Raw genomic sequence first — 13,245 nt, 5'->3', positions numbered from 1 at the left:
GGAGTTCCTCCGCGACAACTACGACTTTCTTAATGCACTCTATCGCTCCCGGGAATCCGGCGGCTGGGCAGCCGGGGGACCTGCCCAGGCGCCGGACGTCGCGAACACCTGCGATGACTGAGCGGAGAGCCTGGCTCGCAATGTGTACGTCGGCACCCCGCATGCCCGCGCCGCCCGCTGGAATGCTTCACGATCGAACTCCCCCACCGCGCGCGGTCCACGCTTGGCTAGTACCCACTCCCGCAGCGGGGCGTACTGCCCATCGGCCCCGGCCAGTACGTCCAGCACAGGCACGGGCACCCACACGTATGGCCCACGACAAGCCCCCAAATCAGCTTCGACACCGCCCAGCAGGCTAGGCATGTCCAGGTTCAGGAAACGGCATAGATCCCGCAGACCCGACACCGTGATTCGCTGCTGGCCGCGCTCGATCATCGATACCGACGTGCCCGACAACCGGTGCACCGCTTTACCCACATCCGTGCAGGCGGCGCCTCGCGACATCCGGACAGCCCGTAAGCGGCCGCCCAGCAATTCCAGGAATGCTTGATCGTGGGTGGTCTGCACTCCGCGCCATTCCGCCCGGTTCACGCTTCCTCCTGCTCGGCATCGGGTTGGTTATGGCGCTGAACGGGCAACATTCGGGCGTGGCCTTCCATATCAGATGAGGCATACACCCCGCGTAGAGCAGCCGCGTCGATATCGCCGCCGCCGCTGTTACCTCCCTGGACTCCCCACTCCTGAGCCTGCGACCGCCTCATGGGAAGATCACCCCTGACACTACTTCGACCACCCGGCGACCTCGCTGCCAGCGGTCACACCCTGGACACCGCCCCACGAACGACGCAGCCTGCCGGGAGCGATCCGCGACGGCGCTCCGGTCATGCCGATCCGGGTAGTAACGCCCTTCCTGGCAACCCGGCGTGATCGCCACCGCCCCGGCTTCTGCTAGGTCGTTCTCCCGGTAAGCGTGCTCCAGTCCATCACCCGCATACCAACGCCGCTCGACACGAACCGCCGTCGGGTCATCAGCGGGTAGTGCCTGGCTAACCAGAGTGTGCCGTCCCATCAGGTCCTCCGTCGTCCCGCATGATCTTCGTGGCTCCTGACCTTCTGCCACCGCAGATGACCTTGAAGCGTGCTTCGCGAGCGGACAAGCAACCACACTGGCAGCGAACCGCCAACGAACCGCCATTTGATACGCTTGACCTGCGGTTACTTGGTGGACCTCGTTCGCACGATGGGACTACGGATGACGATGAAGCGGCCGGAATTGGCGCGAGCGCGCAGGGCTGCGGGCTACACGCAAGAGCTGCTTGCGGAGCACGTTGGCGTGTCCCCCCAAACTGTGCGTAACTGGGAAAGCGGCAGGGCGGAGCCACTTGCATACAAACGACCAAAACTCGCACGCGTGATAGGCATTTCCTTAACCAGACTTGAGACGCTGCTCAAAAACGCGCCCCTGGAACCGGGAAACTGGAATTGTTCGACAGTTCCATCAAATATTGCTATCGCGGATAGTGTGCCTATTGGCGAAATTCCCCTGGATACCCAATATGTCGAAAGCCTGCATAGCCGGATCCAAGAATTAGTGCGCATGGATATGCAATTTGGCGGTGATCTCAGTTCTGGCGTTGCGCTTAAGCTGTTCCAGTCAGTTCACCGCAAGCTTGGGCAAGTCAAGTATGACCAAGCGATTGAGGCCGACTTATATTCGGCAGCCGGTGAATTGGGAGAATTAACCGGATGGTTATTGTTCGACGCGGGAAAGCACGACTTGGTGCGGCGTGTCAATAACGAAGCTTTGAATTTGCTGCGCATGGCGGGCGATCGAAGCACTGAAATACTGACCCTGCAGAACATGTCTATGCATGCAGGTTATCTAAAACGGCCCGCCGAAGCGCTGCGCCTTTCGCAGATGGTGCTTGAGCAAAATAACCTGTCACCTCGCCTGCGCGCCTTATTTCTTATCCGCAAGGCGCGGGCTCTGGCGCTCGGCGGCAACAACAGCGAGGCTAAGCGAACATTTGACCAAGCCGCCTCCCTCTATCTAGACGGAGTGCGCGACAATGATCCCGGATGGGCCTGGTGGATCAATGACGAAGAGATCGCTTGGCATGAGGCGATGATTTACGGTGACATTGGTGAACGATATAGGTCCATAGATATCTTGCAAGAATGCGTTGATCTGACTCCTGTCAATGCGGTTCGCGGTCGTTACGTTCATACGGCCTCATTGCTCGAAGCTCAAACACATGCGCAGGCGTGGGCTGAAATTTCAAACACATTTGAGCGACTAATGCCTTACGTGGACGAGGTTGGGTCGACTCGGGCGGCTACAATGCTGCTAAAAACTATTCCAATTATTGAAAAGTCCGCAACCGCTTCGGGTGATGTGCGCTCGAATGCCGCCGAACTTAAACGGCGCCTGATTGACGCGGGCTACTTTCAGGAAGATGAGTAGTGAGCTACCGCGAAATTGATCGAGGGTTTTCCTGGATCGGCCGGATATTTCTTAATCAAGAATATGATCACACCGAAATTCAGGCAACTGTTAGTCGCTTGTCGTCCATGAGTCTCGATACTATTACCGGATACTACGATAAACAATCCTTGACATTTACAATGCTGCGATGGCCAGAACATCGGCCCAATTATCGGCCGACACCACCAGACATTGCCTGTGACGCTACCCTTAATCATCTATCTGATGACTTAAACATTACCGCAAAGGTTCGCGTATTTATAGGCGAGAATCGCCTGCATGTCTTACTTGGCCGATTAATGAACGGATACGGAACGGGCAAGATTGCCCCATTGTCCTTATTTCGGGCAAATGTGGCGGATTATGCAATCCGGGAAGTGTACATGATCTCAGCTCGGGTGCACGCGAAACGAGGATTGGAATCCTATGGCGAACCGGCGGTAATTATCGAGACCCGTAAAAACAATGAAGGAATTGTACACGCAACCGCCGAACAGGCACAGCAACACCATTACGCAATTGAATTTGGCGAACCCTGCGGGCAGCCCGGTTGCGTCATACTTTATGAGACGGACTTGGCGCGGCGCGTGAAATAGACCGCCTAGCGTCTTTTGTGCCTTTTGAAAGGGTTTAGCCACCCGTCTCTGGGTAACAATTCGGTCACTCCTGCATACTTGATGTCCAAAAAACACTGTTTTTTCGGCCTTGTGTTGTAGCTGGGTCGCCCGGCCTGGCTGTCGCCGAAGGACTGGAGTTGATCTGTGGGCGCCGCCGCACGGTATGTCTCAATGGGATCTCGATTGAATGACGGTTCGGTGGCGGTTGTTCAATAACAGTGTTTTTTTTGGAGTTAGCGGGTGCCTGGGTCGTTCGGCCCGGCTGATCTCGACAGGACAGGGGTTGGTGATCGCCATGAGCGCGACGTGTGATGCGGGTGGCGTGGATGAGCGGGGTGCGGATGGGGTGGCGGTTGGTTCTGCGGATGGTGTGGCGCCGGGTCGGCGTTGTGGATCCGCTGCCCCATCCGCCGGGGCCGCTGGCCGTGGAGCGGCTGGTGGCGGCTGCGTGAGGCGGCCTGGCAGGGAAGGCCGACTGAGGGGGGATGAATCATCATCTACCCAGGACATGGGGGGCGGGGCGGGCCGGCGACTCCGCGGGGCGCCTGGCCGGCGCCGGGCGGGCGAGCCTGATGCCTCGGTCTGGTTCCGCCTGGTCGAGCGTGACCGCCGGGTCTTGGAGCTGCTGGCCGAACATCGGGTCCTGACCACGGGGCAGATCACGGCCGTGGAGTTCTCGTCGGTCCGGCGGGCACAGGACCGGATGCGGCAGTTGCGCGGGCTCGGCGTGGTGTTCTCGTTCCGGGATTCCTACGCGACGGGCGGGACGAGTGAGTCTCGCTTCGCGCTGGGGTACGTCGGCGCGCGGATGATGGCGGCACGGCGTGCGGTCACGCCGCCGACGGCGAAAGAGCACACGCAACGGCTGGAACGGCTGGCGTTGTGGCCGAAACTGGCGCATCACCTCGGCGTGAACGATTTCTTCTGCCGACTGGCCGCCTACAGCAACCCCGCCCGCCCGGCGCTTGCTGCATCTCCGGATGCGGGTGCGCTGACGCAGTGGTGGTCGGAACGTCGATGCGCGGATTTCTTCTGGACCCATCAGGGCGTGAAAGGTGAAGCGCGTATCCGGCCGGACGGTTACGGCTGCTGGGAATCCGGCGGGCGCGTCGTGCGCTTTTTCCTGGAGTACGACACAGGCACGGAATCGTTGCGTGTCGTGGCCCGCAAAATCTCGGGATACGGCGGGTTTCCGTCCGACCGGTTCGGGGTGCTGCTGTTCTCGTTTCACTCGGCCCGGCGGGAAACGGCGTTCCGTGCGGGGCTGGGGAAAATGCTGGGCGGATATGACGCGGGGGTGGTGATCGCGACGACGGCACGGGATCTCCCGGCGCAGGAGTATCCGGCGGGTCCCGTGTGGGCGTTGTGGTCGGCGCGTGAGCCCTGCCCGGCGCGGGAGCGGCTGCGATTGGCGGACCTGCCCGAACGCGGTCCCCGGGTGCGTCACCACACCCCAGACCTGCCCTATGGGCGAGCGGCCTTCGCGCCGAACGATCCGGCGGTGTTCCGGCTGCTCAGCACCGACGCCGCGTGACCCGGAAATCGTGTGCATTCGCACTGTCCAAAACGGCCGTGTTTTCCGGAGTTCAGGAACGTCCCGAATCCATTCCTGCCTGAAAGGCTCGTCATGACCGAGAACACCACCCCGCCCGCCCAAGGTGTCACCCGGGCCGGTTGCGGCCCGCAGGCGCGCTCTGAAGACCGTTTCCGGCTGCCTAGTGAGCGGCTGTCTGCGATGGCCGACGCGCTGTCGGTGCCCGACGGCGGGTTCACCGTCGATCCGGTCACCGGCGCCGACGTGCGGACCGGGTACGCGGTATCGGTGCACCCCGAGTGTGAACGTGTGCTCGACCACCCGGTCACGGCTATGGATCTGGCGTCCTACGTGGCCGATAGGGCCGCCACGCTGGAACGCCCCCGCCGGGTGCTGGGCGGCTGGCACGACCCTGATACCGGGCATGTGTACCTGGATGTGTCCATCGTGGTCGCCACCGAAGCCGCCGCACGCCGACGCGGGCGCCTTGCCGGGCAGAAAGCCGTCTTCGACCTCGCCGCCGGAGAATCCCGGCTGATCCCCCGGCCACGCCGTCACGGCGCGGGAAACCGGCCCGCGCAGGCGGGCAAACGCGGCACCGACCGGCCGCGCGGTGCCCGCCCGCCACGCCTGGAAAGGGTCACGCCGGTTGTCCCGGAACCACGCCCGGCCGAGTCGGACCCGACCCGGTCAATACCGACGCCGCAGGAATGGGCAGAGGAACAACTTGCGCAGGCTCCGCAGCGATCGCAGGAATGGGCACGCGATGTCGCCTCGATTTACGGCCTAGAAATAACGCGCCCTGAAGAAACGGAGTGACGCGGGCGCAGACCGGGAGTATAAACGGCGGTGGGGCGTTCACCCATATTTGGGTGGGCACCCCGCCGCCGTTTCACATGCGTGCTTTCTGGGTTCATTGCCGTTCTTCCTTGAATACTGGCGTGATCTGGTCCGGATGGAACCGCACACCCTTTCCGGCGGGAGCGATGATCACGGCTTCCAAGCTCCGCGCAATGGCGGCCTGCTTCAATTCAATGGTGAAACTCGGCTTCTCCCATTCCTCTGCCAGGTTCGCGACCGCAGCGTCGCGGGCATCTTGCTTTGCAGCGTATTTGCGCTGCTCTCGTTTTAAGGTGGCTACGGCGGCTTCCATGCGCGCCAGGCTGGGAAAGTAGCGTTCCGCCGAATAGTCGCCTGCCTCGTATCGTAACGTGGACTCCCGGATCCGGGCTTGCAGGTCTCTGAGTTCTTTCTCTTTCGGCCAAGGTGGCAGCTTTTCCAGCTTCCGTGATTGAATCTTCTGCTGCTCGGCGATCACCAGCGCGCGAACATAGGCGTCCACTGGTGCGGCATTACGGGTCACGCCAGCGCATCCGCCTTGGCCCTTTGACGGGCACCGATAGATTTCGACCAGTTCACCGGAACGCTGATCGCGCCTGTTTGAACCGATCATGCGGGAATTGCATTTCCCGCAGCGGACGAACGGTGATAGCAGATGAATGGTCCGATAACCGCGTCCCTTGCCGCCGACCCGAGATTTTTCGTGTTCCTCTGCGGGAATCCACGCGCGCACCACCGCCGCATACTGGTCATCAGTCAGGATTGGCTCCCAGCGGCCGCGTACCGGTTTGCCGTCTTCTCCCGTGAGTACCGCCCCCCGGTAGATGACTTTCCCGCACATGCGAGGGCGCGTGAACATATTCCGGACCGTGGCCGCTCGCCATTCAACCCCGGTCACCGTGGGAATCTTACGCTTGTTCCATTCCCGTGCCAGCGTGAGCGGACTCAAGCCTGCGACGATACGCGGCACCGCTTCGCGGATATGTTTCGCTTCACGCTTGTTCACGGTAATCCGGTCCTTGCGCCAGCCAAACGGCCGATTCGGGCCACCGTGCGTTTTCCCCGCATAGGCGCCGCGCCTTTTCCCATTAATGACACGACGGGACGTGTTGCGGGACTCCGAGTTGCGCTGATTGACCAGGCGTCGCGCCGAGTCGATTCCCTCATCGGTAGTGAGGTTGATATTCCCGGTCATACTCACGACATAAACGCCATATAACTCAACCGCATCGATGAGATCTTCCAGAATACGAGGATCCCGGGTAGCGCGGTCGATATCCGCAGAAGCTAGGGCGTTTGCCTCACCACGGCGCAACGCGGTCAGGATGGACTCCCAATCAGGGCGGACCACCCGATAGCCGTAGGTGCCGTCAGGCAGCAGCACACGGCGGCGTTTGAAGGAGGACACGTTAGGCTCCGGAACCTCACGGTCCACTCTTCCGCCGATGGCCTTGACGAACTTGCGCAGGTCGCTGAGTTGGTAGTCAACCTGCCCCTCACCAGGAGCGTCCTGCCCCGGCGTGACCCTGGACTCACGGGCCTGCAGGATCCAAACTAGCTGGTCAGGGTCGTATTCGATCAGCGTCCGACCCTGCTCACGGAGTGGCTGTGAAGGTCCCATGACTCCAAGTGTGCACTAGAACCGCCGTCGCTACGGTGACGAAGTACCGCAGCGCCCGCAACTCCATCCGCCCTCCCGAACGATCACCACATCTTATCGCTGCGCGGGCGAACCGGGTCTCGCTCACCGGCCCGGTTCGCGCTGGACTGGAGGCATGCGGACTGGATTACACCTCGTCACCTCCGGCGCGCGCGGCGTCGCCGACCTCATCGCGGAAGCCGCCGGTATCAAGGCACGCGGCTACCACAGCGTGTGGGCCAACCAGCACCCCGGCGGCTGGGACCCCATCCCGGTGCTGGCCGCGCTGCCGGACGCCCCGCCGGAACTCGCCACCGCGGTGGTGCCGACCTATCCCCGGCACCCGGTGGTGCTCGCCACCGAGGCGCTGACCACGCAGGCGCTCACCGGCGGCCGGTTCACCCTCGGCATCGGCCCGAGCCACGAAACGCTGATGACCGGCCAGCTCGGCCTGCCCTACGACGCGCCGGCGCGTCACACCCGCGAATACCTGGAGGTGCTGCGCCCGCTGCTGCGGGGTGAGCACGTCAAGTACACCGGGCGCTTCTTCACCGTCGACACCCAGCTGGCGATCAGCGCGCCGGAGCCGCCGGTGCTGGTTTCCGCGCTCGGCCCGCGCATGCTGGAAGTGGCCCGTGAGCTGGCCGACGGCACCATCGCGCTGTGGGTGCGGCCCGAACTCGTCGCGGACTACCTGGTGCCGCGGCTCGCGGAAAAGTCGCGCGTGGTGGTGATGGCGACCGTTTCGGTGACCACCGATCCCGACGGCGTGCGCGAAACCTTCGCCCGCGAATTCGCCATGATCAACGAATTGCCCGCCTACCGCGCGGTGCTCGACCGAGGCGGCCTTTCCGGCGCGGCCGACACGGTGATCGCCGGGGACGAGGAGGCGGTGGCCGCGGGGCTGCGCCGGTTCGCCGACGCCGGGGTGACCGATTTGATCATCAACGCGACCGGTGACCCGCGAGAGCGGGAACTCGCGCTCGACCTCGGGGTGTCGCTGTAGCGGCCGAGGTGTCGCAGAGACCACAGTGGACATCGAACAGATGAGCGACGTATGTTGCCGGGTATGGACCTGCCGACGACCCCCGACCGGCCGTGATCGTCAGCCCGCACACCCGCTGGCGGGGTGACGAGCTGCACGGCCGCGTTCCGGTGATCACCCCGGTGTGGGTGCGGCTGGACGCGTTGTACCCGCGCGCACCCGGTGCGCCGGAACACGTGGTGGAAACCGGCCTCGACCTGACCGGCGAGGTGCCGGGCAGGCTGCACGGCTGGTTCCCTACGGTGAAAGGGGACTGGCTGGGCGTGGTGAACTTCGAGGTTTCCTACGCCGACGGCCGACGCGACCAGTTGCACCTGCCCGACCAGCTGGTGCCGGCGCACGCGCTCCGGCCCCGGCGCAGCTGAAGGCGCGCCGGGGCCGGCGGAACGCTTTCCGCGAACCCAGTGCTTTTAGAAACCCGGTGCTTTTAGAACCAGTGGGCGCGGCCACCGACCTTGGTGCCCGTCCGCCCGAGTACCGCGAGCACAATGCCGATGATCGCCAGCGCGATACCGATTGAGTAAAGCACGGGAATGCTGGCGATGACTCCGATGACAATCAGGATTACGCCGAGAACGATCATCTAACTGGCCTCCAGGTGGGGATTTCTGCGCCGCCCGGTGGTGGCGCGGGCAAACCCCGGGTATCCCGTTCTCGGCGTCGATAAACCCGTTCGAATGAACTCGGCGTCGTGGCGAGCCTTATTTTCCGGTGGGTTTTTCACCGAATTCTGCCGAACGGGCTAAGCGTGACCGCCGGATGCCGGTCACCCGGGCGGGTCGCCGACCTCACCAGGCGGCAGGAAGTGCACGTCGTGCTCCGCGGAGACGCGGACCGCCTCGGCCATGTCGGTCAGGTCGTGCAGCCGGTCGAACAGCTGCGCCAGCCGACCCGCCGGGCTGACCCAGAACAGCCCGCGTGACGGCGCCTCACCGCGGTTGTAGTAGGCGTGCGGCAGGTTCTTCGGCATCCGCACGGTGTCCCCTGGCCCGGCGGTCAGCCATGCACCGTCCAGGTAGAGGGTGAACACGCCCTCGAGCACATAGATGTGCTCGTCCTGGGTGGGGTGCACGTGCGGCGGCACCCCGGTGCCCGGCGGGTCGAAGGTTTCGAACGCGAAGCTGCTCTCGGCGGCGGACTTCATCGCGTACCGGTGTCCCAGCACGTTCCAGACGCGGCTGCCCATGCCCTCACCGGCGAGCGTGATGCCCTTGGGCAGCGGTCCCAGCACGATCTCTTCGGTCATGCCCCATCCAAGCGCAGCCTGCCGGGGTTTGCCTTTCGGCTGAACGGGGTAACAACGCGGGCACTGACGTTGATCCGCTGGCGGAGGTGGCGTTCATGTCGATCCCGGACGGGACCGAGCTGCAGTCCTCGCACCTGCTCGAAGACGGCAGCGACCTGGCCGGGATCCGGACCGCCCTCCGCGCGCTGGTCGAGCCGTACGGCCGGGAGGCGGTGATCGACACCCTGCTGGTGGCCGACGAGCTGGCGGTGATCGCGCTCGGCAACGGCAGCCTGCCGGGGGAGGTGCACGCGGTGATCAGCCCGTTCGCCGCCGCCCAGCCGCAGTTGCGGGTCGAGGTGCGCACCGGCCGCGCGCCGGTCCCGCCGGGCACCGCGCCCAGCCGGGAGAGCTGGAAGGTGCTCAGCAACTGCACGCTCGCGTGGGGCATCAGCCGCGACGGCGAGCTGACGATCTTCTGGGCCAACGTCCGGCTCCGCATCCCGGTCGACGAAGGGCACAACGCCGAAGTGCACGTCCTGCGCCGACCGGGCTGACTGGCTCAGCCGGTAGGGCATCATGGGGTGGTGGAGTCCACCCGAGTGGACCGCTGGCTGTGGGCGGTCCGGCTGACCAAGACCCGACCGGATGCCGCCGCGGCCTGCCGTGGTGGGCACGTCCGGGTGAACGACAAGCCCGCCAAGCCCGCCACCACGGTGTCACCGGGTGACCAGGTGCGTGCCCGCGTCGGCGACCGGACCCGCGTGGTCGAGGTGGTGCGGGTGATCCAGAAGCGCGTCGGGGCCGCGGACGCCGCCACCTGCTTCATCGACCACACCCCGGCGCCGCCGCCGGAAGCCGCCATCCCGGTCGCGCGGCGTGAGCGCGGTGCCGGGCGGCCCACCAAACGTGAGCGCCGCGTGCTCGACCGGTTCCGCGCCGGCCGCTGAGCGGTTTCAGGCGGCGAGCGGGCGCCAGACCAGGTCGGGGGTGTGGTGGTGGAACGGGGTCTCGGCGCCGCAGAGCCATTCGACCGAGCGCCACGAACGGATCTGGTAACCCGCTTCGGCCAGGCCGTCGGCGAAGGCCTCGCCGGCGATCTCCAGTGCGGGGTACGGCGTGAAGCGGGTGCGGTTGGCGACGCCGAGCAGGTCGCCCCGCACGGCGATGGCGATCAGCTCGGCGCCGTGCATCCGCCTGGCCAGCTCCTCCGCCTGCCGGTGGCTGATCTCCCGGTCCAGCCTGGCCGAGACCATCGTGGTGTTCCGCGGTGTCATATCAGGCATCCACTCCCGTCGAGTGTCCATTAGCGACACTGCCGGCGGGGCACAGCGTAACCCGGCGGAGGCGCCTCGTCGTGGTGCGAATGGACCCCGCTCAACTGGGTTAACCCGGCTCGCCGCCGCTGTCCTTCGTGGACGGTGACCGTGCTCACTACCAGCGCAAACCCTGATAACACCGCGCCCGGTCCCGGCGAATACCGAGCCGGAGCAACCGAGGGCGAGGCGTGTGATGTGGGCAGAGAGCGTGGTGGACCGCCTGCTGGTCCAATGGCGTGCGGAGATCGACAGCGTGCCGATGCCGGAGCTGGTGTCCATCGAGCGGGCGGTGGCCATCATCGAGTGCGCGCGACGGGCCAGGTCCGCCTGAATCACCCTGCGTGACCGGATCGTGGCGAACGACCACGCTGAGGTACAGGTCACGTCCGCGGCCGGAACACCAGCGGGGCCGGAGCGTTGTACTGGGTGCCGGCCCGCGCGGAGTCCCCGGGCCTCACCCCTTGCCTTCGCGGAATACCAGTACGGCTGGAGCCGCGTCGTGCCACTCGCCGAGAGGCGACCCCCGGGCCGGCCCAGAACTCCCGCTTCGCCTCGGAGCCCCCCGATCCTTGCAGGCGAAGCGGGACTTTTTCACTTGTGCGGCAGGGCGGGCAGGTATTCGTACCCGCGCAGGATCCGGGTGGCGCGCCGCCGCGCGCCGGGCAGGAGCCGCAGTCCGGGGAACCGGTCGAACAGCACCCGCAGCCCGACCTCGCCCTCCATGCGTGCCAGCGCGGCGCCGAGGCAGTAGTGGCGGCCCGCCGAGAACGACAGGTGTTCGCGGGCGTTCTCCCGGCCGACGTCGAACCGCGCGGGATCGTCGAACACGGCCGGATCGCGGTTCGCCCCGGCGAGGATCGTGGTGACCACCGCTCCCTCGGGCACCCGCGTCCCGGAAACTTCGGTGTCACGCACACAGGTCCGGGCGGTGAGCAGCACGGGCGGATCGACCCGCAGGATCTCGTCCACCGCGTTCGGCCAGGCGTCCGGCTCGCCCTTGAGCGCTTCGAGCTGGTCCGGGTGGTCGTGCAGGAGCGCGATGCCGTTGCCCAGCAGGTTCACCGTGGTCTCGAACCCGGCGGCGAGCACCAGGCCGGCCGTGGCCCTGAGCTCGGCGTCGGTGAGCCCCACGCCGTCCTCGCGGGCGGCGATGAGCTTGCTGAGCAGGTTGTCGCCCGGGTTCTCCCGCAGGTGGTCGAGGTGGCGGGCGAGCCAGCTGTCGAACGCTTCGAGCGCGGCCTCCACCGCGCGGAACTGCCGCCACGGCAGGCCCATGTCGAGGCTGGGCGCGGCGGCGGAGCCCAGTTCGAGCATGTGCTGACGCTCGTGCGGTGGCACACCGAGGATTTCGGCGATCACGGTGACCGGGAGCAGGCCGCAGTAGGTGCTCGCCAGGTCGACCGGGCCCGCCGGATCCAGCTGGTCGAGCAGTTCGTGGGCGACCTGCTCGGTGCGGGCGCGCAGGTTCTCCACCGCGCGCACGGTGAACACCCTGGTCACCAGCTTGCGGTACCGCGTGTGGTCGGGTGGTTCGGTGGCCAGCAGGGACGGCGGGGCCATCGGGTGCAGCAGGTCGCTGGCGGACCATTCGGTCAGCCGCGCCAGCAGGCCGCCGCCCGCCACGCCGACGCCGCTGCGGAAGTTGTTGCCGGTGAGCACTTCCTTGACCGTGGCGTGCGACGCGGTGGCGTAGACGAACTGGGACTTGAACAACGGCCCGTGGGCGCGGATGCCGTCGAACACGGGCGCCAGCTCGGCCGTGGTCGCCGAGCTGGCCGAGACGAAGAGCCGGGCCTGCAGATCGCCGCGACGGGCGGCGGCACGCAACGCGGTGCGGGGGAGCGCGTGACCCAGGCTCCAGCGCACGACCGGCTTGATCCTGGTTTCCGCGGTCATCGCCACCTTACCCACGGTAGGAAAGGAGCGAGCCGCTGGTCAAGCGCGGGAAGTCAGCGGATGCGGGCGGACGGGGTGCTGGTGAAGCGGAATTCCAGGGTGACGGGCAGGGTGGTCAGGTCCAGTGCCTGGCGCAGGCGCGGCAGGCCCTCGGTGTCCAGGCGCTGCCGGATGGCGGTGAGGTCGCCGTCCTGGTGGACGCGCAAGGTCACGGCGAGCGCCGGGGCGGTCCGCGGCCCGGCCAGGGTGGCTGACGCGGAATCCACGCCGGGATAGCCGCCGACCTCGTCCACGAAGGGTGCGACCGCCGTCCCGGCGGCGAGTTCGGTGCGGCCCGCCGCGGGATCGGTGTCGAGCCGCCAGGTGTGGGTTTTCGGCTTTCGCGTCAGCTGGGCCAGCAGCCAGCGCAAGGCCAGCAGCCCGGCCACGATCGCGGCCGCCGTGGCGGCGTAGAGCGCCCAGGTCGGCGGCGCCGCGGTACCCGGCACCAGCGAGCCGGTTCGGTCGAGCAGGGTGAGCCTGCCGGAGTAGGTGCCCAGCGCGAACCCGCCGGCGGCGAGCAGGACCAGGCCGACCACGCCGAGCAGGCTGCGGTTCAGGCGCGCTGGACGGTTGAGTGCGGTCATCGCGGCCTCCTGGGACTGC

At 65.9% G+C, this 13,245-nt stretch carries 16 protein-coding genes; 9 read left to right on the top strand and 7 right to left on the bottom strand.

Annotated elements, in window-relative coordinates; translation table 11 throughout:
- Window positions 1-39 precede the first annotated feature (39 nt).
- Window positions 40-591, bottom strand: a complete 552-nt coding sequence (locus A4R43_RS44000) for a helix-turn-helix domain-containing protein (RefSeq protein WP_162788484.1) — start codon at window positions 589-591, stop codon at window positions 40-42.
- A 661-nt stretch (window positions 592-1,252) separates the two neighbouring features.
- Here A4R43_RS44000 and A4R43_RS15410 point away from each other — a divergent pair.
- From A4R43_RS15410 to A4R43_RS42755, 4 genes are all read left to right on the top strand, one after another.
- Complete coding sequence (locus A4R43_RS15410; RefSeq protein WP_162788483.1) at window positions 1,253-2,464, top strand: helix-turn-helix domain-containing protein; 1,212 nt, start codon at window positions 1,253-1,255, stop codon at window positions 2,462-2,464.
- Window positions 2,464-3,081, top strand: a complete 618-nt coding sequence (locus A4R43_RS42760; protein ID WP_162788482.1) for a hypothetical protein — start codon at window positions 2,464-2,466, stop codon at window positions 3,079-3,081. Before A4R43_RS15410 ends, A4R43_RS42760 begins: the two co-directional genes overlap by 1 nt.
- 637 nt (window positions 3,082-3,718) lie before the next feature.
- Entirely contained in the window at window positions 3,719-4,636 is a 918-nt protein-coding gene (locus A4R43_RS15405) for a replication-relaxation family protein (RefSeq protein ID WP_236809028.1), read from the top strand.
- A gap of 93 nt (window positions 4,637-4,729) precedes the next feature.
- Complete coding sequence (locus A4R43_RS42755) at window positions 4,730-5,455, top strand: hypothetical protein (protein ID WP_162788481.1); 726 nt, start codon at window positions 4,730-4,732, stop codon at window positions 5,453-5,455.
- A 94-nt stretch (window positions 5,456-5,549) separates the two neighbouring features.
- Here A4R43_RS42755 and A4R43_RS15400 read toward each other — a convergent pair whose 3' ends face one another.
- Window positions 5,550-7,097 (bottom strand): recombinase family protein, encoded by a 1,548-nt coding sequence (locus A4R43_RS15400; protein ID WP_113692954.1) that lies wholly within the window; start codon window positions 7,095-7,097, stop codon window positions 5,550-5,552.
- A gap of 154 nt (window positions 7,098-7,251) precedes the next feature.
- Between A4R43_RS15400 and A4R43_RS15395 the strand changes: the two genes are divergently transcribed.
- Together A4R43_RS15395 and A4R43_RS15390 are read left to right on the top strand one after the other, a co-directional pair.
- Window positions 7,252-8,121 carry a TIGR03564 family F420-dependent LLM class oxidoreductase gene (locus A4R43_RS15395; protein WP_113692953.1) on the top strand — a complete coding sequence of 290 codons (870 nt, stop codon included), beginning with the start codon at window positions 7,252-7,254 and terminating at the stop codon, window positions 8,119-8,121.
- Between the two features lie 92 nt (window positions 8,122-8,213).
- Window positions 8,214-8,525, top strand: a complete 312-nt coding sequence (locus A4R43_RS15390; protein ID WP_113692952.1) for a hypothetical protein — start codon at window positions 8,214-8,216, stop codon at window positions 8,523-8,525.
- 62 nt (window positions 8,526-8,587) lie between these two features.
- Here the strand turns inward: A4R43_RS15390 and A4R43_RS43300 are convergent, their stop codons facing one another.
- Entirely contained in the window at window positions 8,588-8,743 is a 156-nt protein-coding gene (locus tag A4R43_RS43300) for a DUF6131 family protein (RefSeq protein ID WP_205215346.1), read from the bottom strand.
- A gap of 183 nt (window positions 8,744-8,926) precedes the next feature.
- Entirely contained in the window at window positions 8,927-9,406 is a 480-nt protein-coding gene (locus A4R43_RS15385; RefSeq protein WP_205215345.1) for a cupin domain-containing protein, read from the bottom strand.
- A gap of 95 nt (window positions 9,407-9,501) precedes the next feature.
- On the opposite strand from A4R43_RS15385, the gene A4R43_RS15380 reads away from it, so the two are divergent.
- Entirely contained in the window at window positions 9,502-9,942 is a 441-nt protein-coding gene (locus tag A4R43_RS15380) for a hypothetical protein (protein WP_113692951.1), read from the top strand.
- Between the two features lie 30 nt (window positions 9,943-9,972).
- Window positions 9,973-10,335, top strand: coding sequence for an RNA-binding S4 domain-containing protein (locus A4R43_RS15375; RefSeq protein ID WP_113697620.1), 363 nt, complete (start codon window positions 9,973-9,975; stop codon window positions 10,333-10,335).
- A gap of 6 nt (window positions 10,336-10,341) precedes the next feature.
- On the opposite strand, the gene A4R43_RS15370 is transcribed toward A4R43_RS15375, so the two are convergent.
- The gene (locus A4R43_RS15370) at window positions 10,342-10,662 is read right to left on the bottom strand and encodes a hypothetical protein (protein ID WP_113692950.1); all 321 of its coding nucleotides are present in this window, start codon (window positions 10,660-10,662) and stop codon (window positions 10,342-10,344) included.
- Window positions 10,663-10,897: 235 nt separating this feature from the next.
- Here A4R43_RS15370 and A4R43_RS42750 point away from each other — a divergent pair, with 235 nt between their 5' ends.
- Window positions 10,898-11,035 (top strand): hypothetical protein, encoded by a 138-nt coding sequence (locus A4R43_RS42750; RefSeq protein ID WP_162788480.1) that lies wholly within the window; start codon window positions 10,898-10,900, stop codon window positions 11,033-11,035.
- A gap of 260 nt (window positions 11,036-11,295) precedes the next feature.
- On the opposite strand, the gene A4R43_RS15365 is transcribed toward A4R43_RS42750, so the two are convergent.
- Both A4R43_RS15365 and A4R43_RS15360 read right to left on the bottom strand, forming a co-directional pair.
- On the bottom strand, window positions 11,296-12,600 hold the full coding sequence (locus A4R43_RS15365; protein ID WP_113692949.1) for a cytochrome P450: 1,305 nt from the start codon (window positions 12,598-12,600) through the stop codon (window positions 11,296-11,298).
- Window positions 12,601-12,653: 53 nt separating this feature from the next.
- On the bottom strand, window positions 12,654-13,226 hold the full coding sequence (locus A4R43_RS15360; RefSeq protein ID WP_113692948.1) for an alkaline shock response membrane anchor protein AmaP: 573 nt from the start codon (window positions 13,224-13,226) through the stop codon (window positions 12,654-12,656).
- Between the last annotated feature and the right edge of the window lie 19 nt (window positions 13,227-13,245).

Source organism: Amycolatopsis albispora, from assembly GCF_003312875.1.
GTDB classification, from domain to species: Bacteria; Actinomycetota; Actinomycetes; order Mycobacteriales; family Pseudonocardiaceae; genus Amycolatopsis; species Amycolatopsis albispora.
Note: the sequence above shows the minus strand (reverse complement) of the source record. Positions and strands in the feature narration are given on the sequence as shown.

What these genes read in the sequence shown, in the direction of transcription:
- A4R43_RS15410 (WP_162788483.1), top strand. Translation starts at nt 1,253, where the DNA reads ATGACGATGAAGCGGCCGGAATTGGCGCGAGCGCGCAGGGCTGCGGGC.
- A4R43_RS42755 (WP_162788481.1), top strand. Translation starts at nt 4,730, where the DNA reads ATGACCGAGAACACCACCCCGCCCGCCCAAGGTGTCACCCGGGCCGGT.
- A4R43_RS15400 (WP_113692954.1), bottom strand. Translation starts at nt 7,097, where the DNA reads ATGGGACCTTCACAGCCACTCCGTGAGCAGGGTCGGACGCTGATCGAA.
- A4R43_RS15395 (WP_113692953.1), top strand. Translation starts at nt 7,252, where the DNA reads ATGCGGACTGGATTACACCTCGTCACCTCCGGCGCGCGCGGCGTCGCC.
- A4R43_RS43300 (WP_205215346.1), bottom strand. Translation starts at nt 8,743, where the DNA reads ATGATCGTTCTCGGCGTAATCCTGATTGTCATCGGAGTCATCGCCAGC.
- A4R43_RS15385 (WP_205215345.1), bottom strand. Translation starts at nt 9,406, where the DNA reads ATGACCGAAGAGATCGTGCTGGGACCGCTGCCCAAGGGCATCACGCTC.
- A4R43_RS15380 (WP_113692951.1), top strand. Translation starts at nt 9,502, where the DNA reads ATGTCGATCCCGGACGGGACCGAGCTGCAGTCCTCGCACCTGCTCGAA.
- A4R43_RS15370 (WP_113692950.1), bottom strand. Translation starts at nt 10,662, where the DNA reads ATGACACCGCGGAACACCACGATGGTCTCGGCCAGGCTGGACCGGGAG.
- A4R43_RS42750 (WP_162788480.1), top strand. Translation starts at nt 10,898, where the DNA reads ATGTGGGCAGAGAGCGTGGTGGACCGCCTGCTGGTCCAATGGCGTGCG.
- A4R43_RS15365 (WP_113692949.1), bottom strand. Translation starts at nt 12,600, where the DNA reads ATGACCGCGGAAACCAGGATCAAGCCGGTCGTGCGCTGGAGCCTGGGT.
- A4R43_RS15360 (WP_113692948.1), bottom strand. Translation starts at nt 13,226, where the DNA reads ATGACCGCACTCAACCGTCCAGCGCGCCTGAACCGCAGCCTGCTCGGC.